The 25,752-nt window shown below is 70.0% G+C and carries 21 protein-coding genes, 1 tRNA gene and 2 pseudogenes; 15 read left to right on the forward strand and 9 right to left on the reverse strand.

Annotated elements, in window-relative coordinates; translation table 11 throughout:
• Window positions 1-132 precede the first annotated feature (132 nt).
• The 8 genes from AB0H86_RS03650 to AB0H86_RS03685 all read left to right on the forward strand — a co-directional run bounded on the left by AB0H86_RS03650 (window position 133) and on the right by AB0H86_RS03685 (window position 9,105).
• Window positions 133-870, forward strand: coding sequence for a YcnI family protein (locus tag AB0H86_RS03650; protein ID WP_362432514.1), 738 nt, complete (start codon window positions 133-135; stop codon window positions 868-870).
• A 139-nt stretch (window positions 871-1,009) separates the two neighbouring features.
• Window positions 1,010-1,663 carry an SCO family protein gene (locus tag AB0H86_RS03655; protein ID WP_362432516.1) on the forward strand — a complete coding sequence of 218 codons (654 nt, stop codon included), beginning with the start codon at window positions 1,010-1,012 and terminating at the stop codon, window positions 1,661-1,663.
• A complete protein-coding gene (locus tag AB0H86_RS03660; protein WP_362432518.1) occupies window positions 1,660-2,127 on the forward strand; it encodes a copper chaperone PCu(A)C in 468 nt (155 codons plus the stop codon). The genes AB0H86_RS03655 and AB0H86_RS03660 overlap by 4 nt, the downstream gene beginning before the upstream one ends.
• A gap of 12 nt (window positions 2,128-2,139) precedes the next feature.
• The gene (locus tag AB0H86_RS03665) at window positions 2,140-4,125 is read left to right on the forward strand and encodes a copper resistance protein CopC (protein ID WP_362432521.1); all 1,986 of its coding nucleotides are present in this window, start codon (window positions 2,140-2,142) and stop codon (window positions 4,123-4,125) included.
• Between the two features lie 8 nt (window positions 4,126-4,133).
• Window positions 4,134-5,471, forward strand: coding sequence for an iron uptake transporter deferrochelatase/peroxidase subunit (gene efeB / locus AB0H86_RS03670; RefSeq protein ID WP_362432523.1), 1,338 nt, complete (start codon window positions 4,134-4,136; stop codon window positions 5,469-5,471).
• Between the two features lie 69 nt (window positions 5,472-5,540).
• Window positions 5,541-6,473 (forward strand): prephenate dehydratase, encoded by a 933-nt coding sequence (gene pheA, locus AB0H86_RS03675; RefSeq protein WP_362432526.1) that lies wholly within the window; start codon window positions 5,541-5,543, stop codon window positions 6,471-6,473.
• 539 nt (window positions 6,474-7,012) lie between these two features.
• Window positions 7,013-8,290, forward strand: coding sequence for a serine--tRNA ligase (gene serS, locus AB0H86_RS03680; protein ID WP_362432529.1), 1,278 nt, complete (start codon window positions 7,013-7,015; stop codon window positions 8,288-8,290).
• On the forward strand, window positions 8,287-9,105 hold the full coding sequence (locus AB0H86_RS03685) for an HAD family hydrolase (RefSeq protein ID WP_362432531.1): 819 nt from the start codon (window positions 8,287-8,289) through the stop codon (window positions 9,103-9,105). The genes serS and AB0H86_RS03685 overlap by 4 nt, the downstream gene beginning before the upstream one ends.
• 98 nt (window positions 9,106-9,203) lie before the next feature.
• Here the strand turns inward: AB0H86_RS03685 and AB0H86_RS03690 are convergent.
• From AB0H86_RS03690 to AB0H86_RS03715, 6 genes are all read right to left on the reverse strand, one after another.
• Window positions 9,204-9,307 (reverse strand) — tRNA-OTHER (locus AB0H86_RS03690).
• Window positions 9,308-9,577: 270 nt separating this feature from the next.
• Window positions 9,578-9,817: a hypothetical protein gene (locus tag AB0H86_RS03695; protein ID WP_362432534.1), complete on the reverse strand. Its 240-nt coding sequence runs from the start codon at window positions 9,815-9,817 to the stop codon at window positions 9,578-9,580.
• A gap of 80 nt (window positions 9,818-9,897) precedes the next feature.
• Complete coding sequence (locus tag AB0H86_RS03700; protein ID WP_362432536.1) at window positions 9,898-10,617, reverse strand: ABC transporter permease; 720 nt, start codon at window positions 10,615-10,617, stop codon at window positions 9,898-9,900.
• 10 nt (window positions 10,618-10,627) lie between these two features.
• Window positions 10,628-11,539, reverse strand: coding sequence for an ABC transporter ATP-binding protein (locus AB0H86_RS03705; RefSeq protein ID WP_362432538.1), 912 nt, complete (start codon window positions 11,537-11,539; stop codon window positions 10,628-10,630).
• Window positions 11,536-12,444, reverse strand: a complete 909-nt coding sequence (locus AB0H86_RS03710) for an ABC transporter permease (RefSeq protein WP_362432541.1) — start codon at window positions 12,442-12,444, stop codon at window positions 11,536-11,538. Before AB0H86_RS03710 ends, AB0H86_RS03705 begins: the two co-directional genes overlap by 4 nt.
• Window positions 12,434-13,411 carry an ABC transporter ATP-binding protein gene (locus tag AB0H86_RS03715; RefSeq protein WP_362433640.1) on the reverse strand — a complete coding sequence of 326 codons (978 nt, stop codon included), beginning with the start codon at window positions 13,409-13,411 and terminating at the stop codon, window positions 12,434-12,436. Before AB0H86_RS03715 ends, AB0H86_RS03710 begins: the two co-directional genes overlap by 11 nt.
• Before the next feature lie 262 nt (window positions 13,412-13,673).
• Between AB0H86_RS03715 and AB0H86_RS03720 the strand changes: the two are divergent.
• The 7 genes and pseudogenes from AB0H86_RS03720 to AB0H86_RS03750 all read left to right on the forward strand — a co-directional run.
• Window positions 13,674-13,889, forward strand: a pseudogene (locus tag AB0H86_RS03720) (Xaa-Pro aminopeptidase); the annotation flags it as partial.
• A gap of 62 nt (window positions 13,890-13,951) precedes the next feature.
• Window positions 13,952-15,736 (forward strand): SDR family oxidoreductase, encoded by a 1,785-nt coding sequence (locus AB0H86_RS03725; protein WP_362432543.1) that lies wholly within the window; start codon window positions 13,952-13,954, stop codon window positions 15,734-15,736.
• Window positions 15,733-15,879 (forward strand): annotated as a pseudogene (locus AB0H86_RS03730) (metal-dependent hydrolase); the annotation flags it as partial. The gene AB0H86_RS03725 and the pseudogene AB0H86_RS03730, both read left to right, overlap by 4 nt.
• A 281-nt stretch (window positions 15,880-16,160) precedes the next feature.
• Window positions 16,161-17,075 carry a MerR family transcriptional regulator gene (locus tag AB0H86_RS03735; protein ID WP_362433642.1) on the forward strand — a complete coding sequence of 305 codons (915 nt, stop codon included), beginning with the start codon at window positions 16,161-16,163 and terminating at the stop codon, window positions 17,073-17,075.
• 122 nt (window positions 17,076-17,197) lie between these two features.
• Window positions 17,198-17,767 (forward strand): RNA 2'-phosphotransferase, encoded by a 570-nt coding sequence (locus AB0H86_RS03740; RefSeq protein ID WP_362432546.1) that lies wholly within the window; start codon window positions 17,198-17,200, stop codon window positions 17,765-17,767.
• Between the two features lie 132 nt (window positions 17,768-17,899).
• Window positions 17,900-18,811 carry an LLM class flavin-dependent oxidoreductase gene (locus AB0H86_RS03745; RefSeq protein ID WP_362432548.1) on the forward strand — a complete coding sequence of 304 codons (912 nt, stop codon included), beginning with the start codon at window positions 17,900-17,902 and terminating at the stop codon, window positions 18,809-18,811.
• Window positions 18,812-18,891: 80 nt separating this feature from the next.
• Entirely contained in the window at window positions 18,892-19,761 is an 870-nt protein-coding gene (locus AB0H86_RS03750; RefSeq protein WP_362432550.1) for an HAD hydrolase family protein, read from the forward strand.
• Window positions 19,762-19,859: 98 nt separating this feature from the next.
• Here the strand turns inward: AB0H86_RS03750 and AB0H86_RS03755 are convergent, their stop codons facing one another.
• From AB0H86_RS03755 to cydB, 3 genes are all read right to left on the reverse strand, one after another.
• A complete protein-coding gene (locus AB0H86_RS03755) occupies window positions 19,860-20,930 on the reverse strand; it encodes a M23 family metallopeptidase (protein WP_362432553.1) in 1,071 nt (356 codons plus the stop codon).
• Between the two features lie 224 nt (window positions 20,931-21,154).
• Entirely contained in the window at window positions 21,155-24,655 is a 3,501-nt protein-coding gene (gene cydD, locus AB0H86_RS03760; RefSeq protein WP_362432555.1) for a thiol reductant ABC exporter subunit CydD, read from the reverse strand.
• Between the two features lie 79 nt (window positions 24,656-24,734).
• Entirely contained in the window at window positions 24,735-25,742 is a 1,008-nt protein-coding gene (gene cydB / locus AB0H86_RS03765) for a cytochrome d ubiquinol oxidase subunit II (protein WP_362432558.1), read from the reverse strand.
• Window positions 25,743-25,752: the final 10 nt, after the last annotated feature.

The raw sequence follows: 25,752 nt of genomic DNA on the forward strand, positions 1-25,752 counted from the left end.
GTACATCACATCCGTACGTCCGTGGGGAGGGCCGCCGTCGTGCGGCACGCGCGTGTGCCCGCGTTCTCCAGTGATCGCTCACGCACGCGTACCCCTCCTCATCACCGGAACTCACGGAAGTGGAGTGCCTCCATGAAGGCCCCTCGTCTCGCCGCCACCGGCGCCCTCGCCGCCACCGCCGTCGTCGTCCTGTCCTCGCCCGCGTTCGCGCACGTCAGCGTGCAGCCCGAGGGGGCGGCCGCCAAGGGCGGTTACGCGGTCATCGACTTCAAGGTCCCCAACGAGCGCGACAACGCCTCCACCACCAAGCTGGAGGTCAACTTCCCGACCGACCATCCGCTCGCCTCCGTCATGCCGGAGCCGATGGCCGGCTGGGACATCAAGGTCACCAAGTCCAAGCTCGCCAAGCCCGTCGAGTCGCACGGCGAGCAGCTCACCGAGGCCGTCAGCAAGGTCACCTGGACCGCCGACGGCAAGGGCATCGAGCCCGGCTACTTCGAGAAGTTCCCCGTCTCCGTCGGCGCGCTGCCCGAGGACACGGACGAACTGGCCTTCAAGGCGATCCAGACCTACGACAACAAGGAGGTCGTGCGCTGGATCGAGGAGCAGAAGGAGGGCGACGAGGAGCCCGAGACGCCGGCTCCCGTGCTCACGCTGTCCGCCGCCTCGGAGGACGGCCACCACGGCTCGGCAGCGGCCGAGGATGCCTCCGACGACACCAAGTCCACCGAGAACGCCGCCGCCGAGACCGCCGCCCCGGCCGACAGCAGCGACACCACCGCCCGCGTCCTCGGCGTCGTCGGCATCGTCGTCGGCGCGCTGGGCGTCGCCTACGGCGTGCTCGCCGGACGTCGGCGCACCGACGCCTGAGGATCGCTCGCCCGCCCGCACACCGGGGTCGTACGCATGCTCGTAGGACCAACTCGTGGAACCGCACGTGGAACCGCACGTAGGACCGCGTGTACGACCCCGGTGGACGTCGGCACCATCACATCTGGGACATTTTTCTATGCGCAAGAAGACGCTCGCCGCGGCCTCGCTGCTCGCCGCCGCCACTCTGACCCTCTCCGCCTGCGGCAGCGATGACGACAGCGGCTCGCCCGTCTCCGTGGTCTCCGAGGAGGCCGGCTCGGACAAGGCGGCCACCGTGCTCGACCAGCCGTTCGAGAAGCCGGACCTGGTACTCACCGACGCCCAGGGAAAGAAGTACGACCTCCGCAAGGAGACCGCGGGCAAACCGACCCTGGTCTACTTCGGCTACACCCACTGCCCCGACGTCTGCCCGCTGACGATGAACAACATCGCCGTCGCCAAGAAGCAGCTGCCCAAGTCCGAACAGGACGAGCTGCGCGTGGTGTTCGTGACCACCGACCCCGCGCGTGACACCCCGGCCGAGCTCGGCAAGTGGCTCAAGGGCATCGACTCCGAGTTCGTCGGCCTGACCGGCGACTTCGCCACCATCCAGGCGAGCGCCCGCACCCTCGGCATCTCCATCGAGCCGACGCACAAGGACAAGAACGGCAAGCTCGTCTCCGTGCACGGAACCCAGGTGGTCGCGTTCTCCCCCAAGACCGACGCGGGCTATCTGCTGTACGGCGAGGACGCCACGGTCGACGACTACATCAAGGATCTCCCCAAGATCATCAAGGGTGAGAACCCGTGAGGCGTCCCTCCCTGACCGCCGCCGCGGGCGGAACCCTGGCCCTGTCACTCGTCCTCGCCGGGTGCGGTGGGGACTCCGGCTCCGACAGCGGGGGCGCCCTGTCCGTCTCCGACGCCTACGTCCCGCAGCCGGTCTCCGACGACATGGCCGCCGGCTTCCTGACGATCGTCAACGACAGCGGTACGAAGGACGAGCTGACCTCGGTCACCAGCGACCAGGCCGGCGAGGTCACCGTGCACGAGACGGTCGGCGGCTCGATGGAGGAGGTCCAGGACCTCCCCGTCCCCGCACATGGTCAACTCGTGTTCAAAAGCGGCGGCAACCATCTGATGTTCGAGAAGCTGAAGCGCAAGCCGAAGCAGGGCCAGACCATCTCGGTCGAACTGCACTTCACCAAGTCCGCCCCGGTCGTCGTCAAGATGCCGGTGAAGTCGGCGACCTACACGCCGACGACCGGACACTGAGGGAGGAACCCCTTGACGCAGACCATCGCCCCCCGCGTCCGGACCCTGGTGCTGCTGCTCCTGGCCGCGGCCGGACTGCTCCTCGCCACGGCCGCTCCGGCCTCCGCGCATGCCGCACTGACCGGCAGCGACCCCCAGCAGGGTGTGGTGGTCGACAAGGCACCCACCCAGGTCTCGCTGACCTTCTCCGAGCAGGTCTCGCTGTCCGCCGACTCGTTGCGCGTGCTGGACCCCAAGGGCAAGCCGGTGCAGAACGGCAAGCCGTCCAACGTGAGCGGCACGACCTACGCGGTGCAACTGCACAGCGGACTGCCCGACGGCACCTACACCGTCACCTACCAGGTCGTGTCCGCGGACAGCCATCCCGTCTCCGGCGCCTACACCTTCTCGGTCGGCACGCCCTCCTCCACGTCGGTCTCGGTCTCCGACGGCACGGCGGGCAACGGAGTCGTGGGCTGGCTGTACGGGTTCGGCCGGTACATGTCGTACGCCGGTTTCATCGTGCTGGCCGGCGGCGCCACCTTCGTGCTCGCCTGCTGGCAGCGCGGCGCAGGCGTACGGGCCATGCAGCGGCTCGTCGTCTCCGGATGGCTCGCACTCACCTCCGCCACCCTCTTCCTGCTGCTCCTGCGCGGCTCCTACACCGGCTCGCGGAAGATCGGCGACATCTTCGACCTCGACCTGCTCGGACAGGTGCTGCAGACCAAGACGGGCGCGGCGCTGGTCTCCCGGCTGCTGCTCCTCGCCGCGGCGGCACTGTTCATCGCGGTGCTCTTCGGGGCGTACGAGAAGCGGGAGAACGAGGAGAAGCGGGATCTGACCTTCGGGCTGGCGATCGGCGGGACTGTCGTGGCCGCCGGAATCGCCGCGAGCTGGGCGATGTCCGAGCACGCCTCCGTCGGGCTCCAGGCGAGCATCGCGATGCCCGTCGACGTCGTCCACCTGCTGGCCGTGGCGGCCTGGCTCGGCGGGCTGACCGCGCTGCTCGTCGCGCTGTACTGGGCGCCCTCGGACCGACCCGTCGACACGGTCGCCGTACACCGCTTCTCGCAGGTCGCCTCCGGCAGTGTGGTCGCGCTGATCGCGACCGGCGTCTACCAGTCGTGGCGCCAGCTCGGCTCCTGGTCGGCGCTCACCGACACCCGGTACGGACAGCTGCTGCTCGTCAAGATCGGGCTCGTGGCGCTGCTGGTCGGCATCGCGTACCTCTCGCGCGGGTGGACGGCACGGCTGGCGGACACGGTGGTCCAGCGGACCAAGCCGCGCAAGCAGCGGGTCACGGCCAACGCCGCTGCCGGTGACGCCAAGGGTGCCGGTGCCGGGAACTCCGGCGCGAAGAACGCCGGTTCCAAGGGCGGGGGTGCCTCGAAGGGGGACGGTTCCGACGACGGTGGCTCCAACGGCGGTGGCTCCAAGCGGGCCTCGCAGCTCGCCCGGCAGCGGGCCGCGGTGGCCGCCGCGCGGCAGAAGCGGGCGCGGGACGCCGACCCGAACCGGTTCGGGCTGCGCCGCTCCGTGCTCGCCGAGGCAGGGGTCGCCGTCGTCCTGCTCGCCGTCACCACCGTGCTGACGCAGACCGAGCCCGGGCGCACGGAGGAGGATGCCAAGGCGGCCTCGTCGTCCTCCTCCTCGTCCTCCTCGTCGGAGTCGCCGGCCGGCGCGCTGACCCTGGACATGTCGTTCGACACCGGCGGCGAGGACGGCAAGGGCGTCGTGACGGTCGACCTCGACCCCGCGCGCGTGGGCGGCAACGAGATGCACGTCTACGTCCAGCGGCCCAACGGGCGCGCCTTCGACATCCCCGAGGTGAAGGTCGCCTTCACCCTGGAGTCCAAGGACATCGGGCCGCTGCCCGTCGTCCCCGACCACATCGCCACCGGTCACTGGTCGGCGAACGCGGTGCAGATCCCCATGGCCGGCGAATGGAAGATCGCGGTGACCGTGCGGACCTCCGACATCGACCAGACGACCATCTCCAAGAACGCGCAGATCGGCTGACCCGCGACATGCCTGACCAGTCCATTCCGGAGGCCCGTGACCGGGCCCGTATCCAGGCCGGTCCCCAGGCCCGCGCTCAGGCCGGTGCTCCTGCGCCGGAGGGGGCCGCCTCCGACCAGGCCGCCCCCTCGGCGGGGCGCCTCACACGGCGGAAGCTGCTCGGGACCGCGGGTGCCACCGGGCTCGTCCTCGGTGCGGCCGGCGGGGCCGTCGGATACACCGCCAGGCCCGCCGAGGCCACGCCGCTGACCTCCCTGGGCAGCGGTCAGGCAATGTTTCACGGGAAACATCAGTCCGGGATCACCCAGGGCCTGCAGGCCTGTGGCCACCTCGTCGCCTTCGACCTGGCGGCGGGCGCGGGCCGCAAGGAGGCCGTCGCGCTGCTGCGCCGCTGGTCACGGACGGCCGAGCGGCTGATGGCGGGTGAACCGGCGCTCCAGGACGACACGGACGTGGCCCGGGACGCCGGCCCGTCCTCCCTGACGGTCACCTTCGGCTTCGGTCACAGCTTCTTCGGCCGGACGGGGCTGGAGAAGCAGCGCCCGGTCTCACTGGACCCGCTGCCCGACTTCTCCTCGGACCACCTCGACAAGAAGCGCAGCGACGGCGACCTGTGGGTGCAGATCGGCGCCGACGACGCCCTGGTCGCCTTCCACGCCCTGCGCGCCCTCCAGAAGGACGCCGGCAGCGCGGCCCGGCTCCGCTGGCAGATGAACGGCTTCAACCGCTCGCCCGGTGCCACCTCGCATCCCATGACGGCCCGCAACCTGATGGGTCAGATGGACGGCACCCGCAATCCGAAGCCGGCCGAGCCCGACTTCGACCAGCGGATCTTCGTGCCCGAGTCCGGCACGCCCTCCTGGATGGCGAACGGCTCCTACGCCGTCGTACGCCGGATCCGCATGCTCCTGGACGACTGGGAGAAGCTCGCGGTCAAAGCCCAGGAGAACGTGATCGGGCGCCGCAAGTCCGACGGGTCCGCGCTGTCCGGAGGCACCGAGACGACCGCCATGGACCTGGAGAAGACCGACGCCAAGGGCAATCTGGTCGTCCCGATCAACGCACATGCCCGCATCACGCGCCCCGACCAGAACGGGGGCGCCGCGATGCTGCGCCGCCCGTTCTCGTACCACGACGGCTTCGACGCGGACGGGATCCCCGACGCGGGCCTCCTCTTCGTCTGCTGGCAGGCCGACCCGGTGCGCGGCTTCGTCCCGGTCCAGCGCAAGCTCGACCGCGGCGACGCCCTGTCGCAGTACATCCGCCACGAGGCCAGCGGACTGTTCGCGGTGCCGGGCGGGGCGGCGCGGGGGGAGTACGTGGGGCAGCGGCTGCTGGAAGGGTGAGCTCACCCCTCGGAGGGACGGGGCCAGGAACGTTACACCGGGTTTCGCAAGGCCCATTAGGGTGAGGTCATGCCAGCGAGCTATGCGTATCTCGGTCCCGAGGGCACCTTCACCGAAGTCGCCCTGCGCACACTTCCGGAAGCGGCGACGCGGGAGCTGATTCCGTACGTGTCCGTGCAGTCGGCGCTCGACGCGGTCCGCGTCGGCGAGGCCGAGGCCGCCTTCGTGCCGATCGAGAACTCCGTCGAGGGCGGGATCACCACGACCCTCGACGAACTGGTCGCGGGCGCCCCGCTGATGATCTACCGCGAGGTGCTGCTGTCGATCACCTTCGCGCTGCTGGTCCGGCCCGGCACCGAACTGTCGGACATCAAGACGGTCTCCGCGCATCCGGCCGCCCAGCCTCAGGTACGCAACTGGCTCAAGGAGAACCTCCCGCACGCCCACTGGGAGTCGGCCGCGTCCAACGCGGACGCCGCCCGCCTGGTCCAGGAGGGCCAGTACGACGCCGCCTTCGCGGGCGAGTTCGCGGCCGCCCGGTACGGCCTGAGGGCCCTGGAGAGCGGGATCCACGACGCGGAGAACGCCCAGACGCGGTTCGTGCTGGTCGGCCGCCCCGCCCGGCCCGCCGCGCCGACCGGCGCCGACAAGACGTCCGTCGTGCTGTGGCAGCGCGACGACCACCCCGGCGGTCTGCGCGACCTGCTGGGCGAGTTCGCGACGCGCGGCATCAACCTGATGCTGCTGCAGTCCCGGCCCACCGGCGCCGGCATCGGCAACTACTGCTTCTGCATCGACGCCGAGGGCCACATCTCCGACCGCCGGGTCGCCGAGGCCCTGAGGGGGCTCAAGCGAATCTGCCTCCAGGTGCGGTTCCTCGGTTCGTACCCGCGTGCGGACGCCGATGTGGCGAACGTACGACAGCCGTACATCGGCACCTCCGACGAGGAGTTCGTCGCGGCGGCGGACTGGGTCGCGCGCTGTCAGGACGGACGTTTCTAAGACGTTTCCGGCCGCTCCTACCTGCATATTTTAGTTATCCACAGGAGTTATCCACAGGTTGGCTTCTCGACCTGGGGACAAGTCGACAACGAAATGCCATTCAGTCGACAAATCGCCCTACGGCGCTCAAGTTCGTCCACAGTCCCGCAGGTCACCCTTCGTCCACCCGTTTCCTTTACTCCATCCTTTGGAGCGACCCAATTCCACCCGAAAGTGGGCGTGAAGGTGGTTTGACTCGGGAATCCTTGGCCCTGAGAGTCCGTTTCGGAATGATCACTTCCGGCATCCACAGATCTTTCGCACACCCTGTGGATAACTTTTCGGGGCTGCGGATCCCTGTGGATGAACGACTTCCCAAGTCCCGTTCTCCACAAGGGAATCGAGTCAACCCGGCGCCTGCCACCTCCCCCATCCCAGGGAGTGAGACACCTTTTATTGACACGCTCGGCAATTCCCCCATAACGGAACGTAAGCCGTGATTCGGCATGCCCTGAATAGTGAGTCGTGAGCCGTCACCCCGCACCGGTAGCCTTGAGCACGTGATTGACCTTCGCCTGCTCCGTGAGGACCCCGACCGTGCGCGCGCATCCCAGCGGGCCCGTGGAGAGGACGTCGCGCTCGTCGACTCCCTCCTGTCCGCCGACGAGCGTCGCAGGTCGTCCGGCGTCCGCTTCGACGAGCTGCGTGCCGAGCAGAAGGCGCTCGGCAAGCTCATTCCCAAGGCCTCCGGGGACGAGAGGGCCGAGCTGCTGAAAAAGGCGAGCCAGCTCGCCGCCGACGTCAAGGCCGCCGACGCCGAGCGCGACACGGCCGACGCCGAGACCCAGCAGCTCCTCCTCCAGCTCAGCAACCTCGTGCACCCCGAGGTGCCCGTGGGCGGCGAGGAGGACTTCGTCACGCTGGAGACGCACGGCACCATCCGCGACTTCGGCGCCGAGGGCTTCGACCCCAAGGACCACCTGGAACTCGGCAACATCCTCGGCGCGATCGACGTCGAGCGCGGCGCCAAGGTGTCCGGCTCGCGCTTCTACTTCCTGACGGGTGTCGGCGCGCTCCTCGAACTCGCGCTCGTGAACGCGGCGATCGGGCAGGCCACTGCGGCCGGCTTCATGCCGATGCTGACGCCCGCGCTGGTCCGCCCGCAGTCGATGGCCGGCACCGGCTTCCTCGGCCAGGCGGCCCAGGACGTCTACCACCTCGAGAAGGACGACCTCTACCTGGTCGGCACCTCCGAGGTCCCGCTCGCCGCGTACCACATGGACGAGATCATCGACGCCGACCGGCTCCCGCTGCGGTACGCGGGCTTCTCGCCCTGCTTCCGCCGTGAGGCCGGCTCGCACGGCAAGGACACCCGCGGCATCTTCCGCGTGCACCAGTTCGACAAGGTCGAGATGTTCTCGTACGTCGACCCGGCGGACTCGCGGGCCGAGCACCAGCGCCTGCTGGAGTGGGAGAAGCAGTGGCTGACGTCCCTGGAACTGCCGTTCCGGGTCATCGATGTCGCGTCCGCCGACCTCGGCTCCTCGGCCGCCCGCAAGTTCGACTGCGAGGCGTGGATCCCGACCCAGGGCAAGTACCGCGAGCTGACCTCGACCTCGGACTGCACCGAGTACCAGTCCCGTCGGCTGTCCATCCGGGTCCGTGACGGCAAGCAGGTCAAGCCGCTGGCCACGCTCAACGGCACGCTGTGCGCCGTACCGCGCACGATCGTGGCGATCCTGGAGAACCACCAGCAGGCCGACGGTTCGGTGCGCGTGCCGGAGGTGCTGCGTCCGTACCTGGGCGGCCGTGAGGTCCTGGAGCCGGTCGCCAAGTGAGTACGTCCGCCGCCCCGGGCTTTCCCTACCGCCTGATCGCGACCGACCTCGACGGAACGCTGCTGCGCTCCGACGAGTCGGTCGCGCGGCGCACCCGTGAGGCACTCGCCGCGGCCACCGCGGCGGGGGCCGCCCACATCGTCGTGACGGGCCGCGCGGCCCCGTGGACGCGCCACATCCTCGACGACCTCGGCTACAACGGCCTCGCCGTCTGCGCCCAGGGTGCACAGGTGTACGACGCCGGCGAGCACCGCCTGCTGACCTCGGTAACGCTGGACCGGCAGCTGGCCGGGGTGGCTATCGCCAAGATCGAGGCGGAGGTCGGCCCGCTGTACCTCGCGGCGAGCCGGGACGGCCTGGAGGGCGAGGTGCTGGTCGGCCCCGGCTACGCGGTCACCGGCAAGCTCCCCGCGACACCCTTCACGGACGCGTCCGACCTGTGGACCGCCCCGCTGAACAAGATCTACATTCAGCATCCGTCGCTCACGGACGACCAACTCGCACAAGCCTCCCGTGAGGCCGCGGGCGGCTTCGTCACGGTCACGATGGCCGGTGAGGGCATCGTCGAGCTTCTCCCCCTCGGCCTCTCCAAGGCGACGGGACTGTCCCTGGCGGCCCGGCGCCTGGGCATGAAGGCGGCGGACACGATCGCCTTCGGCGACATGCCCAACGACATCCCCATGTTCGCCTGGTCCTCGTACGGCGTGGCCATGGCCAACGCCCACGAGGAACTCAAGGCGGTCGCGAACGAGGTGACATCCTCCAACGAGGAGGACGGGATCGCGGTGGTGCTGGAGCGGTTGCTGGGTCGGTGACCCAGGTGGCTTCGTCGGGTCACCGACCCAACGGGCTCCTTGAGGTGTTCACCGGGCCCGGGCCCGCGACCCGGCCCGGTCCCAGTGACAACGTCCGGCGGAGGATGCACGAATCGAACGTGCGCGGGCTTTTCAGGCCCGACCTTGACTCGCTTGATTGAACACAGCGCAAGCCAGTGCCTTACCACTCGGCCAATCCTCCGGGTGGGCGGCCTCACGCGAAGTGGGATCCGCGTGCTCGAAGCGGCCGCCCCGGGCAGCTCCCCGCGTATGGGCGGACTCGACGGAGGAGTAACTACTCCGGAGTCCGCCGCGGGCTGCCCTGGTGGGAGCTGGACGTACTGTCGTGCATGGACATCGTCCGGCTCCTCCCCGGTGTGTGGCGCCGACTCGAACCCGGCGTCCTGGACATAACCACTGTGCCGGTACGCCGAGTTCGGCGCCACTGATTAACGGGTGGCCCCGAACTCCCTCACCGGCGACGCCACCTGCGCCGGCGCTTGCTGAAGAACCACCCCGCGGGCGGCTCGTCGGAACGCCAGGGCTGGGGCTCGGGCTTCTCGGTGCGCCAGCGCGCGGCGAGCATCCGCGCCCGTGCGGACGGTTCGGACGTCTCGGCGGACCGTATGAAGTCCTCGTCCAGGACGAGGTCGTTCCAGACCTCGTCCTCGGCCCGTTCGCGGCCGTCGTGCTCCGGCGTCTCGCCTGCCATCCCCGTCCTCCTAGCCGTACACCTCTGTTCGCCCAGTGTGCCCGGACAGAGGTGAAGCCGATGTCAACACATCGGGGCGCCTACTCCTCGCCCGCGAGCGTCAGCGTCCGGAGCTTCTGCCCCGCGTACCAGGTGGCGAGCACGGTGACGGCGACCAGCAGGACGGTCGCCGTCGTCAGTCCGACGTCCGAGGTCACCAGGTCTCCGCCGGCGACCTTCTGGGCCACCGCCAGCGACCACTGCTGGACACTGAGCGTGCGCGCCCCGGGCACCAGGGAGCCGAACAGGGCCTCCCAGACCAGCGCGTAGACGAGCCCGAACACCACCGCGTGCCGCGACACCGTGCCGAGCAGCAGGAAGAGCGCCGCGTAGGCGATGGAGGCGACCAGGGCGGCCACCGTATAGGCGACGGCGACCTGCTGGCCGTTGCCGTTGAGGATGAAGCCCGCGATCAGGGTCGGCACCGCCGAGAACACCATCGTCACGGCGATCGCGACGATGAGCTTGGTGAAGATGATCGTCGGCCGTTTGATCGGCTTGGACAGCAGGTAGACCACCGAGCCGTCGTCGATCTCGGGTCCGATCGCGCCGGTCCCCGCGATCACTCCGATGATCGGCACCATGGTGGCGAGCGCGAGCCCGCCGAGCAGGTCGGACGCCGTCTGGTCGTCGGCGCCGGCCAGAGCGCGCACCACGACCGAGAGAACGATGAGCAGCAGCGGCAGGGCGCCCAGGATGAGGGCCCGGCGCCGGCCGAGCAGGGCCCGATAGGTGAGTCGGGCGACTGTGGGGTCGTACATCTTGGGCCTCCTACGCCGCGACGAGATACGAGAAGACGGACTCGAGGGACTCGTCCGACGGTGAGACCGTGAGCAGCCGGATGCCGTGGTCCCTCGCGACCCTCGGCAGCAGGGCGGTGAATCGGCCGAAGTCGACGGCCTGGATACGCAACGCGCCCTCGGCGAGGTCGACTTCGATGCCGGCCGTCGACGGGTCGGCGATCAGCGCGGCCGCGAGGGCGCGGTCGTCGCTGGAACGCACCAGGTAGCGGTGCGGGCGGTCGGTCATCAGGCGGCGGATCTTGCGGAAGTCACCGCTGGCCGCGTGCCGGCCGGCGACCACGACCTCGATGTGCCAGGCGAGTTGCTCGACCTCTTCGAGGATGTGGGACGAGAACAGCACCGTGCGGCCCTCGTCGCCCATGCGCCGCAGCAGGTCCATGAGCTGCATGCGCTGGCGTGGGTCCATGCCGTTGAAGGGCTCGTCCAGCAGGAGCAGCGAAGGGTCGTGGACGAGGGCGCTCGCCATCTTCACGCGCTGCCGCATGCCCTTGGAGTACGTCGAGATCTTGCGGTCCTGCGCGTACTCCATCTCGACCGTGGCCAGCGCCTTCTGGGCGGCCTTGGCGCCCAGGCCGTGCAACTCGGCGTTGGCGACGACGAATTCGCGCCCGGTGAGGAAGTCGTACATGGCTTCGCGCTCGGGGACGATGCCGATGTGCTTGTAGATCGCCTCGTTGCGCCACACCTGCTGTCCGTCGAGGGTGACGGTGCCGGTGGAAGGGGCCAGGAAGCCGCCCATCATGTTGATGAGGGTGGACTTTCCGGCGCCGTTGGGGCCGAGGAGGCCGGTGACGCCGGGGCCGACGGTCATGGTGATGTCGTTGACGGCGACCACGTTGCCGAACCAGCGCGAGACGTGGTCGATGTTGAGCGTGGTCACAGTCCGACCTTTCGGTAGCGGCGCATCAGGAGGCCGTAGCAGGCGGCGATCAGACCGAGGGTGGCGAGGACGTAGACCACGCCCTCCCCGTTCGTCGGGCCGACTCCTCCGGGGAACGCCGAACTGGCGCCCAGGAACGCGGACTGCACTCCGTCGATGAGGGTGATGGGCGAGAAGAGGCCCATCCAGGCGATGGATCCGGTGCTGTTCTGCGCCTCGGCGATGGCCTGGAGCGTGGAGACGGCGCCGTAGGAGATGGTCAGGACGGCGATCACGGCCGCGATACCGAAGCCGCGGCGCGGGGTGACCGACGCGATGACCAGGCCGAGGCCGGCGAACAGGAGCGAGAGCAATGCCACGGAGACCAGTCCCTGCCCGAAGCCCTTGGTCTGGTCGGCGAAGTCGAGTTCGGCCAGCAGGGCGCCCACATAGAGCACCAGCAGCGGGGCGGCGGTGAGGACGAACAGCGCCGTGGCCAGCGCCGCGAACTTCGCGCGCACGTAGTCGGAGGTCTCGATGGGCCGTGAGAAGTACAGCGGTACGGTCTTGAAGCGCAGGTCCCGCGAGACGGACTGGGGTGCCTGCGAGGCGACGTACAGGCTGATGACGGCCTGCATGACGATCGCGTAGCGCGTGTAGTCGAGGGGCAGCTCCTTGGCCTTCGTGGCGACCGCGACGGCCACCATGATGGCCGCGGGTACGCACATCACCACGAACATCAGCATCGGCGTCACCTTGGACTTGACCGAGCGGCCGAGGCCGTAGGCGCCGCGCAGGGACTGCGAGTAGAGGGAGCGGCGGGAGTAGGCGCGGCCCAGGCGCGGGCCGTCGTAGGTGCGGTAGCCGATGTTGTGAATGCGGGTCTGGTCACCTGAGGGTGTTGCTACGGGGTGCTCAGTTGCCATGGCCGACCGCCTCCTTCCGCTCTGCGTCACGCTGTTCGTCGCTGTCCGTGAAGACTTCCGAGATGTGGTGCCGACGCTGTTCCATGCGCACCAGGCCGAGGCCGAGGTCGGCGACCACGTCGCGGACCAGGTCGTATGTCTCCTCGCCCTGTGCGGTGAGCAGCAGCACATGGCCGGCGCCCGGCAAGCCGCCGCCACTGTCGACGACGTCCACCCCGCGCGCGTGAAGCGCGTCGCGCACCGCGTGGGTGCCGTCCGGGTGCTCGTCGGTGTCGGTGACCTCGATCGCGAGGGTCGTGGTGGTCTGGGTGAAGTCGGTGGTGGAGCTGGAGCGCAGGAGTTTGCCGCCGTCGACGACCACCACGTGGTCGCAGGTGCGCTCCAGCTCGCCCAGCAGGTGGGAGGTGACCAGGACCGAGATGCCGAAGTCGGTGTGGATGCGGCGGATCAGGCCCAGCATCTCGTCCCGGCCGACCGGGTCGAGGCCGTTGGTCGGCTCGTCGAGGAAGACCAGCTGCGGGTCGTGCACGAGGGCCTGCGCGAGTTTCACGCGCTGTTTCATGCCGGTGGAGTAGCCGCCGATGGGACGGTAGCGCTCCTCGTACAGACCGACGTGGCGCAGGGTGTCGGCGGTGCGCTCGCGTGCGGCGGTCGGCGGCAGGCCGGACATGCGCGCCATGTGGACGACGAACTCGGTGGCCGAGACGTCGGGCGGCAGGCAGTCGTGTTCCGGCATGTAGCCGACCCGCTCGCGGATGTCGGCGCCCTTGGTCGCGACATCGAGGCCGAGCACTTCGGCGCGGCCCTCGGTGGCGGGGGACAGACCCAGCAGGATCTTGATCAGTGTGGACTTGCCGGCTCCGTTGGCTCCGACGAGTCCGGTTACACCGGGTCCGACGTCCACGGAGAGCCGGTCAAGCGCGGTCACCCGGGGGAACCGCTTGCTCAGGCTTTCGGTCGCGATCACAGTCACGTCTTCGACCATAGTGACGCGGGCCACGCCGGTCGTCACTCCGCAGAGCTGTCTTGATATCAGCCTCGAGTCGTACGGGGCCCTAAGGGTCCCTCTGAGGTCGAACAACGCGGGTCCGGTTATCCACATCCGCGCGATCGTCCACAGCCCGGCACAGGCCTATTGACGCGGCCTCCAACGACTGTCACATTCGCCAGTGTCAGGTTACGGGCACGTACCGCGCGTGCGACCGACATGGACAGGTGGGGGCGGTGGCATGACTGCGGCGGTGACGGACGAACTCTCCTCAAAGTTGCGGGAGTTCCGGCGGGTCCAGCGGCCGACGTACGAGTGCGCCGAAGCGGTGGCGGGCCGGCTGCGGCCGGTGACCGGGCGGGAGGCGGCACGGATACGGCGGTCCTGGCTGCGCGAGCGGGGCCCGCGGTACTGGTTCCGCCTGCCCTTCGCCTGGTTCGGGGACCGCACGGCCTTCGTCGCGTGCCCCGGAGCGAGCTCGTTCGAGCGTGGGGGAGCGCGGCGCTGGGCGGAGGACACGTGACGGGCCTTCCGCAGGCGGGATCGACCTGGCCGCAGGGCGCCCGGGAGCGCCGGATACGAACCGGCGGGGTCGAGCTGTGCGTCGCCGAGCTGGGGGACTGCTCGGCACCGACGGTCGTCCTGGTGCACGGCTACCCGGACAGCAAGGAGGTGTGGTCCAAGATCGCGCCCAGGCTGGCCGAGCGCTTCCATGTCGTGCTCTACGACGTCCGCGGGCACGGCCGGTCCACCGCACCGAAGCCGCTGCGCGGCGGGTTCACGCTGGAGAAGCTGACGGACGACTTCCTGGCCGTCGCGGACGCGGTCAGCCCCGACCGGCCGGTGCACCTGGTGGGGCACGACTGGGGCTCGGTGCAGTCCTGGGAGTTCGTCACGGTCGAACGCACCAAGGGCCGGATCGCCTCCTTCACCTCGATGTCCGGCCCGTCCCTCGACCACTTCGGCCACTGGATCAACCAGCGCCTCAGGCGCCCCACTCCGCGCCGGGTCGGCCAGCTGCTCGGCCAGGGCGCCAAGTCCTGGTACGTGTACCTGCTGCACACGCCCGTGCTGCCGGAGCTGGCCTGGCGCGGCACGCTCGGCAGGCGCTGGCCCCGCATCCTGGAGCGCGTCGAAAAAGTCCCCGGCGGCGACTACCCGACCTCGTCGCTGCCCGTGGACGCGGCGCACGGGGCGTGGCTGTACCGCGACAACGTCCGCGCCCGGTTGCGCCGTCCACGCACCGACGCGTACGCGCACGCGCCCGTGCAGCTCATCACGCCCCTGGGGGACGCGTTCCTGTCGGAGCGTCTCTACGACGAACTGGAGCGGTGGGCTCCGCAGTTGACCCGGCGGGTGATGAAGGCCAAGCACTGGATCCCGCGCACCCGTCCCGACCAACTGACCGCTTGGATCACGGAGTTCGTGACGTCCGTGGAAGGCGGAAAGTCGGCTGCCGGAACGGCGACCGGCAAGTACGCCGAGCGGTTCGGCGGACAGCTCGTCCTGGTCACCGGCGCGGGCAGCGGCATCGGGCGGGCCACCGCGTTCGCGTTCGCCGAGGCCGGCGCGCGCGTGCTGGCCGTCGACCGGGACCCGGAGGCCGCGCTCCGCACCGCCGAGTTGTCCCGGCTGCTCGGCGCGCCCGAGGCCTGGGCGGAGACGGTCGACGTCTCCGACGAGCAGGCCATGGAGAAACTCGCCGCGAAGGTCGCCGCCGAGTACGGCGTGGTGGACGTCCTGGTGAACAACGCCGGCATCGGCCTGTCGGGCTCCTTCTTCGACACCACCCCCGACGACTGGAAGAAGGTCCTCGACGTCAACCTGTGGGGCGTGATCCACGGCTGCCGGCTCTTCGGCAGGCAGATGGCCGAGCGCGGGCAGGGCGGTCACATCGTCAACACCGCGTCGGCGGCGGCGTACCAGCCCTCCAGGGCGCTGCCCGCCTACAGCACCTCCAAGGCGGCGGTACTGATGCTCAGCGAGTGTCTGCGGGCGGAGTTGGCCGGCCAGGGCATCGGGGTGACCGCGATATGCCCGGGCATCGTCAACACCAACATCACCTCCACCGCGCGGTTCGCGGGCGTGGGCGCCGCCGAGGAGAAGCGTCGCCAGAAGCGCGCCGCCCGCCTGTACGGGCTGCGCAACTACCCGCCGGAGAAGGTCGCCGACGCGATCCTGCGGGCGGTGGTGCGCAACGAGGCCGTGGTCCCGGTGACGCCCGAGGCCCGGGGTGCCCGCCTCTTGTCCCGCTTCACGCCGGGGGCGCTGCGGGCTGTCGCACGGCTGGAGCCGCCGCTGTGAGCCACCGCATCGCTCCGCGCCGGGTGGTCTTCGACCCGTCACGGACCCCGCGGCATCGGATCCCCGGCGAACCGACCGCGACCCATGCCGTCAACATGCCGCGTCCGCCGCCGACGGGGGAGCGGTGGTTCGTGAAGGTCTTCGACGCTTGCCTGTTGCCGTCCTGGCGGGAGTTGAGCGCGGCGTCAGCGCGGTCTCTCCTGCGGTCGTACCACCTGTCGGGAGAGGGGTTGTTGGGCCGGACGGTGGCGTACGTGGAGCGGTCCCAGGCGCCGAGGAAGGCCTCGTGACGGGCCCGGCAGGCGACTCCTCCCACCGGGCCGAGAGCCCCGCGCACCGGACCGGTGGGCATTCCCGTGGGGCCGAGGGCTCCACGTGCCGGACGGGCGGGCCCGCCCGTCGGGCCGAGGGTCCCGCCTACCGGATCGAGGACCTCGCCCACCTCAGTGGGGCCACGGTCCGCACCATCCGCGCCTACCAGGACCGCGGCCTGCTCCCCCGCCCGGAGCGCCGAGGCCGGGCCAACCTCTACGCGGACGCCCATCTCGCGCGTCTGCGCCAGATCGCCGACCTCCTCGACCGCGGCTACACCCTGGCCTCCATCAAGGAGTTGCTGGAGGCGTGGGACGCGGGACGGGGCCTGGGCGGGGTGCTCGGGCTGGTCGCCGAGGTCGACGGTCCGTGGACCGACGAGGAGGCGGTACGGATCTCACGCGCCGAGTTGGACGAGCGGTTCGGCGGCACTCCTAACAACGAGGCGGTCGCCGAGGCCCTGCAGTTGGGTGTGCTGGAGCCGGTCCCCGGTGACGACGACGTCTACCTCGTGCCGAGTCCCCAAGAGCTGGCCGTAGCAGCCGAGTTGCATGGTGCCGGCGTGCCCCTGTCTGCGATCTCGGGCCATCTACGGGAGTTGAGGGGCCAGGTCGAGCACATCGCCTCCCGTTTCCTGGAGTTCACCACCGAGCATGTCTTCGACCGCTGTCTCGACGGACCGCACCGTCCGAGCGACGCGGACGCGGTCATGGCGGCCTCGCTCGTACGACGGCTGCGCCCCCTCGCGCAGCAGACGGTGGACGCCGAACTCGCCCGGGCCATACGCCTGTTGGCGGTACGACATCTGCGGTTGCACCTCGGAGCGGATGAGGCTCCGCCGCCCGAGGACCGGACGTGTTCTGTGACGATGCCGGCGGAGACAATGCGGGCCGTCGAGGGGCTGGTTGGCGCAGAGCGAGCTCCTGAGTTCATCGCGCTGGCCGCCGAACGAGAGGTGAGGGCCCGGGACTTGGATCGGCTCGCCACAAGTCACGGCATATCGGTCGACCTTGACGAAGCGCCTTGAATCAAAGGGTAGTTGTCCACAGAATCGCCAATTCCCCTGTGGATAACCCAACTTGGCTGTGGATCAAACATCCGGAGCAAAATCATTCGCGTGATTCACATCTCTCCCGGCACGCTGGTGGGATGAACGAGAACGAAAAGGAGAGGGCCGAGAGACGGACCGTGAAGGTGTCCAAGTACCTCTCGAAGCACCTGCGGCACCAGCCGGAACGGATCGGGCTCATCCTCGACGAGGCCGGATGGGTCGAGATCGACGTACTGATCGCCGCGGCCGGGGCCCACGGTTTCCGGTTCAGCCGGGACGAGCTGGACCATGTGGTCGCCGCCAACGACAAGCAGCGCTTCGCGATCGACGGCACCCGGATTCGCGCCAGCCAGGGCCACAGCATCGACATCGACCTCGGGCTGGCACCGGCGACCCCGCCGCCGTATCTCTACCACGGGACCACGGACCGCCATCTGGACGCGATCCGCGCGGAGGGGCTGCGGCCCATGAACCGGCACGACGTGCATCTCTCGCCCGACCGGGAGACGGCGACCCGCGTCGGGGCCCGCCGCGGCCGCCCCGTCGTACTGTCGGTGGACTCGGGCGCCATGCACCGGGATGGTCTTGTGTTCCAGGTCAGCGCCAACGGAGTGTGGCTGACGAAGGCCGTGCCCCCGCAGTACCTGCGGTTTCCCGAGCCGCGCTGACGGCCGCCGGGGTTCGTCGAGTGCCCGGGGTACCTGCCGATACTCACGTTCACCCCATGGCTCAGCGGACGGGTGTAATGACCGTCTGTGACCGTTTCACGTGAAACGCGCTCGTCCGCATACGCTCGATCCATGAGTCTGCGTCTGAGCACCGTGATCCTTCCGTACCGCCGTTGGCACGAGGGTGGCCGTTCGACATGGCAGCGCGCTGAGCAGCTCGGCTTCCACACCGCTTACACCTACGACCACCTGTCCTGGCGCAGTTTCCGGGACGGGCCCTGGTTCGGTGCCCTCCCGACGCTGACCGCCGCCGCGGGTGTCACCGACACCCTGCGCCTGGGAACCCTCGTGACCTCGCCGAACTTCCGGCACCCGGTGACCCTCGCCAAGGAGCTGATCTCCCTCGACGACATCTCCGGCGGACGGGTCACGCTCGGTATCGGCGCGGGCGGCACCGGCTTCGACGCCACGGTGCTCGGGCAGGAACCGTGGACCTCGCGCGAGCGCGCCGACCGCTTTGCCGAGTTCGTGTCGCTCCTCGACCGGTTGCTGACCGAGGACGGTAGCAAGGGAGTGTCATACGAGGGCGATCACTACTCGGCGCACGAGGCACGCAACATCCCCGGTTGTCTCCAGCGCCCCCGGCTGCCGTTCGCGGTGGCCGCGACCGGGCCGCGCGGGCTGGAGCTCGCCGCCCGGTACGGGCAGGCCTGGGTGACCACCGGCGACCCCAAGCTGTACGAGAACGGCACTCCCGAGCAGTCGGTTCAAGCTATTCGCGGGCAGACGGAGAAGCTGGCCGACGCGTGTGCCGCGCTCGGGCGGGACTCGCGCGAGCTGGACAAGATCCTGCTGACCGGCTTCACCCCGGAGCGCGGCCGTCCGCTCCAGTCCCTCGACGCGTTCGTGGATTTCGCAGGCCGGCACCGCGATCTGGGCTTCACCGAGATCGTGATCCACTGGCCCATCTCCGCATCGGACTTCGCCGCCGACGAGAAGATCTTCGAGCAGATCGCCATGGAGGCACCCGCCCAGCTGCGGTGACGGTGCAGGTGAGAGGCGGTGACGTCGCACCTGTGCGGCTCCCGCACGGACGTGCGGGAGATCTCCTGGAGAATGGCCGGGTGACCTCAGCGACTCGACAGCCCGAGACCCCGGCCGCCACCGTTCCGCCGCGACTGATCGCCACCGATCTGGACGGCACCCTACTGCGTGACGACAAGTCGGTCTCGCCGCGCACCGTCGCGGCCCTCGCCGCCGCCGAGGAGGCAGGCATCGAGGTCTTCTTCGTCACCGGTCGCCCGGCCCGCTGGATGGATGTCGTCAGCGACCATGTCCACGGCCACGGCCTGGCGATCTGCGGCAACGGTGCGGCCGTGGTCGATCTGCACGGCGGCCCGGGTGCCCACCGATTCGTGAAGGTACGGGAACTGGCCCGGAAGAACGCGCTGGACGCCGTACGGCTGCTGCGCGAGGCGGCGCCCGGCACGGTGTACGCGGTGGAGCAGACGTACGGCTTCTACCAGGAGCCCGACTATCCGAAGCTGCACATGGAGATTCCCGACTTCCTCGCACCGGCCGAAGCACTGCTGGCGCCGGACGCCCCCGGTGCCGACGAGCCGGTCCTCAAGATCCTCGCGTACCACCCCACGGTCGACCCGGACGCCTTTCTCACCCTCGCCCGCCTCGCCATCGGCGAACGCGCGAACGTGACCCGCTCCAGCCCCAGCGCCCTGCTGGAGGTCAGCGGCCCCGAGGTCTCCAAGGCCAGCACGCTCGCCCTGTGCTGCGCCGAGCGCGGTATCTCGCACGAGGAGGTCGTCGCCTTCGGGGACATGCCGAACGACGTCGAGATGCTCACGTGGGCGGGCCGGTCGTACGCGATGGGCAACGCGCACCCGGATGTGATCGCGGCGGCCTCCGGCCGGACGGTCGCCAACAACGACGACGGGGTGGCGGTCGTGATCGAACGGCTGGTGGCGGAGCGAGGGTAGAACGGAGGTGGAGCCGGAGGGGGTCCAGCGCCCCCAGCAGACCCCAGAAGGCCCCACCGGCCCCGTGCCCCGAGTGGCTCCGGCGGCCCTTGGGGTCCTCATCCCACCGGCACCCCTCGCGCCGACAACCACGGCACCGGATCCACCGCAGACCCCATCTCCGGCGTGACCCGCACCTCGAAATGCAGGTGCGGACCGCTGGAGTTGCCGGACGTGCCCGACTGTCCGATCCACTGACCGGGGCTCACCTGTTCGCCCTGGTCGACGGTGACGGCGGCGAGATGGGCGTACTGGGAGTAGTAGCCGCCCACGTGCTCCACGACGACCTCGATGCCGAAGGCGCCCCCGCACGACACCTTCACCACCTGCCCCGCGCCGACCGCCCGGACCGGCGTGCCGATCGGCACCGCGAAGTCCTGCCCGGTGTGCCTACTGGCCCAGCGGGCACCACCGCTGCCGAAACCGGCGGACAGCTGGTACGACTCCACCGGGGCGACCCACGCGCTCGTGAAGGCCGCCTGCGGCTGCTCCAGCCGGACAGCACCGCGGCAGGAGCCCGCGGCGACGGAGGCGTCGGCCTGTCCCTGCAATTGCCAACGCGCCTGCTCCAGCTTCTGCTCGATGTCGTCCTTCAGGTCGGCGAGTTCGGAGCTCCGCCGCTCCAGGGCCTGCCATGCAGCCGCCGCCTTCGCCTCGTCCGCGACCAGCCGACTCTCGGCCCGACGGCTCTTGCCGATCGCGTTGTTGACGACGAGCTGCGTCTGGGAGAAGACGTGCTGACCGCGCATCAGCTCCTCAGGGCTGCCGGCCAGGATGATCTGCGCGGTCAGCGGCATCCCACCGCCAGTGCGGTACTGGGCCCGCGCGATCCGCCCCAGGTCCTCGTGCAGCACGGCGATCTCCCGCCGCTCACGGTCGAGAAGCGCCTCCACCCGCAGCGCCCGCGCCCGCCGCGTGTCGGCCTCGCGGCGCCCCGCCTCGTACCGCTGGGTGGCCATGGCCGCGTCCTCGTAGAGCCGGGCCACCTGCGCGCTGAGCCCCAACTCCGCGCCACCGTGCCCACCCTCGCTCCCTTCGCCGTCAGCGGCGTAGATGGGCCGGGCTGCCAGCACCGCGAACGCGCACAGCAGCGCCGGAACGAGCAGCGGATGACAGCGAGGTGAGCGCATATCAGCGATCGTGACCCCGCGACGGGGGCGCGGTCCTGTTCAAGTCGTACGGCTGGGGGACCGGTTGCGGCAGATGGCTCAGTACGGCGCCTGTTACACCACCGCCGTGCCGCCGCCGCCCTTCCCGATGCAGGGTCCGTTCCGACTGTCAGCGAACACGTGCGGTGCGGCTCAAGTCCGCTGCGGACGACGGGGACCGCGAGGGCGGCGCCGGGAACATGTCCCTATCGCGCCCCCACCAGCAGGTCCGCCGCCTCCTCCCGCTCCGCCATCCCCCGCAACGGCCCCTGCGCCGCCGCCAGTTCCGCGTACGCCCCCCGCTGCACCACACGCCCCTCGTCCAGCACGATCACCTCATCCACGGCTGTCAGGCCGGCCAGCCGGTGGGTGATGAGCAGGGTCGTACGGCCCTCGGTGGCAGCCAGCAGATCGGCGGTGAGCGCGTCGGCCGTCGGCAGGTCGAGATGCTCGGCGGGCTCGTCGAGCACGAGGACGGGGAAGTCGGCCAGCAGCGCCCGGGCCAGCGCCAACCGCTGCCGCTGCCCGCCGGACAGCCGCGCTCCGTGCTCGCCGACCAGTGTGTCCAGACCGTCGGGCAGGGCGTCGGCCCAGCCGAGCAGCCGGGCCCGCCGCAGCGCGTCCCGCAGGTCGTCCTCGGTCGCGTCCTTCCTGGCGAGGAGGAGGTTCTCGCGCACCGAGCTGTCGAAGAGGTGCGCGTCCTGCGCACACAGGCCGACATGCCGCCGTACGTCGTCGCCGTCCAGCGCGTACGCGTCCACGCCGCCCAGCTTGTACGAGCCCTCCTCCGCGTCCAGGAACCGCAGCAGCACCTGTGCGAGCGTCGTCTTGCCGGACCCGGACGGCCCGACCACGGCGATCCGGCGTCCCTCCTCCAAGGTGAGGTCGACTTCGGCGAGCGCGTCCCGGTCCTGCCCTGCGTGCCGGGCGGTCAGGCCCTTCACCACGACCGGGAAGGGGGACGCGGGCGCCTGCCGGGGCCGCTCCGGCTCCCGGACCGGCTCGGGCGCGTCCAGCACCTCGTACACGCGCTCAGCGCTCCTGCCCACCCGCTGGCGGTACTGCACGGCGAGCGGCATGCCGAGGACGGCCTCGAAGGCGGCCAGCGGAGTCAGGACGACAACGGCCATGGCCACGCCGCCCAGCCGCCCGTCGGCGACCGCCTGGGCGCCCACGAGAGCGGTCGCGACGACGGTCAGGCCGGAGATCAGCGCGGTGAGTCCGTCACCGAGCGCGGTGGCGGCGGCGGTGCGCGAGGCGATCCGGGTGAGTGTCCCGTCGGCCCGTCGGGCCTCGGCGGTACGTCCGGGCAGCGCACCGGCGACGGTCAGTTCGGCGGTTCCGGTGAGCAGGTCGGTCACCCGGGTCGCCAGCGTTCCCCTCGCGGGGGCCAGCCTGCGCTCGGCCCGTCGCGCCACGGCACCCGTGATCAGCGGGACACCCGCGCCGGCGGCCAGCAGCCCGAGGGCGAGCGCGGCTCCGGCTTCCGGCAGCAGCCAGGCGGTGAAGCCCACGGACGCGGCGGACACGAGCACGGCGGCACCGGCGGGCAGCAGCCAGCGCAACCAGTAGTCCTGCAAGGCGTCCACGTCGGTGACGAGCCGGGACAGCAGGTCCCCTCTGCGGGTGCGCCGCAGTCCGGCGGGCGCCAACCGCTCCAGACGCCGGTACACGGCGACCCGGGTGTCGGCCAGCATGCGCAACACGGCGTCGTGCGACACGAGACGCTCGGCGTACCGGAAGACGGCCCGCCCGATCCCGAAAGCCCGCGTACCCGTCACGGCCACCATCAGATAGAGCACCGGCGGCTGCTGCGAGGCTCGCGAGATGAGCCACCCAGAGGTAGCCATGAGACCGACGGCACTGCCGAGCGCGAGACTGCCCAGCAGCAGCGCGAGAGCGAACTGTCCGCGCCGGGCACCGGACAGGGCGCGCACGCGAGCGAGTACGTGACGGGCGTGGGACTCCGGCACGTCCGCCTCGGACGCTTCCGAGGCAGCACTCTCTCCCGCCCTGATCGGAAGTGCCTCGGGAGTCCGGGCCGCGCCTTCCACCTCGGCGGGGGAAAGAGGCTCCGCCAGCCGTACCACCCTGTCCGCCACTCCGAGCAGCGCCGGCCGGTGCACCACCAGCAGGACCGTCCGTCCCTCGGACAGTCGCCGTACCGCCTCCACGACCTGGCCCTCTGTCGCCCCGTCGAGCGCCGCCGTCGGTTCATCGAGCAGCAGCACCGGCCGGTCGGCGAGAAACGCCCGGGCGAGCGCGAGGCGTTGCCGCTGGCCGGCGGACAGCCCGGCCCCGTCCTCGCCCAGCACCGTGTCGGCGCCCAGGGGCAACGCGTCCACGAACTCCAGCGCACCGGCGTCACCGAGGGCACGTCGTACGGCGGTGTCGTCAGTGTCCGGACGGGCGAGGCGTACGTTCTCGCCGATCGTCCCGGCGAACAGGTGCGGCCGCTGCGGCACCCACGCGATCCGCGAGCGCCATTGCTCCAGATCGGCCTCGGCGAGATCCACTCCCCCGACCAGGACCCGGCCCTCGCTGGGCTGCACAAATCCCAGCATCACGTTGAGCAGCGTCGACTTGCCCGCACCGCTCGGCCCGACAAGCGCAACCGTCTCCCCGGGCTCGACGGCGAAGGACAGGTCCGTCACCGCGTCCGCCGACCGCCCGGGATACCGGACGGTGACCCCATCGAAGGCCAGGGCCCCCGACTGCACGGCGCCGCGGCCCGAGGCCGGCACTGGCGTCTCGAGCACCGAGAAGATCTCCTCCGCGGCAGCAAGACCCTCGGCCGCCGCGTGATACTGCGCTCCCACCTGCCGCAACGGCACATAGGCCTCGGGCGCGAGCACCAGGATGACCAGGCCGATGTACAGGTCCATGTCCCCGTGCACGAGCCGCATTCCGATGGTCACGGCGACCAGCGCCACCGACAGCGTCGAGAGCAACTCCAGCGCGAAGGACGAGATGAAGGCGATCCGCAGCGTCCGCATGGTCGCCTGCCGGTACTCCCCGGTGATGCGCCGAATGGAATCCGCCTGCGCCTTGGCCCGCCCGAACACCTTCAGGGTCGGCAAGCCGGCCACCACGTCCAGGAAGTGCCCGGACAGTCGGGACAACAGCCGCCACTGCCGGTCCATCCGGGACTGCGTGGCCCAGCCGATCAGCACCATGAAAACCGGAATGAGCGGCAGGGTCCCGACGATGATGGCCGCAGAGACCCAGTCCTCGGTGACGATCCGCGCCAGCACCGCCACCGGCACGACGACCGCGAGGCCCAACTGCGGCAGATAGCGCGAGAAGTAGTCGTCGAGGGCGTCGACCCCCCGCGTGGCGAGCGCGACCAGTGATCCGGTCCGCTGTCCGCTCAGCCACCCGGGCCCCAGTGCGACAGCGCGCTCCAGCAACCGCCCCCGCAGCTCCGACTTCACTGCCGCGCTGGCGCGGTGCGCGGCGAGTTCGGTGAGCCAGGAGACCAGGGCACGGCCGCCCGCGACGGCGACCAACAGCAGCAGGGGAGTCCGGAGGTCGGCGACGGACATGCCGTGCTGGAAAGCTCCCACCACCACTTCGGCGATGAGCATCGCCTGCGCGATGACCAGTCCTGCACCGACGGCACCCAGGCCGACTACCGCCATCAGGAAGGGCCGAGTGGTCCGGGCGTACCGGACCAGACGCGGATCGATCGGTTTCACGTGAAACATGCCCTTCGGTCCAGGGGGTGCCTGTCACCGTGTTTCACGTGAAACATCGCGAAACCATGGTGACCGCTCCCTGTCGGACTCAGTGAGCGGTGTCGGCGGCGATGTGCTGTGTGCCGATCCGCTTGCGGAACACCCAGTAGGTCCAGCCCTGGTAGAGCATGACGACCGGCGTGGCGATCGCCGCGCACCACGTCATGATCTTCAGTGTGTACGGGCTCGACGAGGCGTTGGTGACCGTGAGGCTCCAGTCCTCATTGAGCGAGGACGGCATGACGTTCGGGAAGAGCGTCAGGAAGAGCATCGCCACGACGGCCACGATGGTGACACCGGACAAGGCGAACGACCAGCCCTCACGTCCGACCTGGTTGGCCACGAGGGCAGCGACCAGCGCGGCGACCGCCACAACGAGCGCGATCAGACTCTTGCCGTCACCGCCGTCGACCTGCGTCCACAGCAGGAAGAGCAGCGCCAGCACCGCGGCGGCCAGACCGATGACGGACGCCAGCTTCCGCGCCCGTACCCGAATGTCCCCGACGGTCTTGAGCGCTGTGAACACCGTGCCGTGGAAGGTGAACAGCGTCAGCGTCACCAGACCACCGAGGAGTGCGTACGGGTTGAGCAGGTCCCACAAGGTGCCGACGTAGTCGAAGTTCCGGTCGATCTTGACGCCCCGCACGATGTTGCCGAAGGCCACACCCCACAGAAACGCCGGGATCAGCGAGGTCCAGAAGATCGCGGTCTCCCAGTTGCGCTGCCAGTTCTCCTCGGGCCGCTTCACCCGGTACTCGAAGGCGACACCCCGGACGATCAGACAGACCAGGATGAGCAGCAGAGGCAGGTAGAACCCGGAGAAGAGCGTGGCGTACCACTCGGGAAAGGCGGCGAAGGTCGCGCCGCCGGCCGTCAGCAGCCACACCTCGTTGCCGTCCCAGACAGGTCCGATGGTGTTGATCAGCACCCGCTTCTCGGTCCGGTCGCGAGCGAGCAGTTTAGTGAGAACGCCGACCCCGAAGTCGAATCCTTCCAGGAAGAAGTAGCCGGTCCACAGGACGGCGATGAGTACGAACCAGACGTCGTGAAGTTCCATGACTGTGCAG

The sequence above is a fragment of the Streptomyces sp. NPDC050997 genome (assembly GCF_040660135.1).
Lineage (GTDB): Bacteria > Actinomycetota > Actinomycetes > Streptomycetales > Streptomycetaceae > Streptomyces.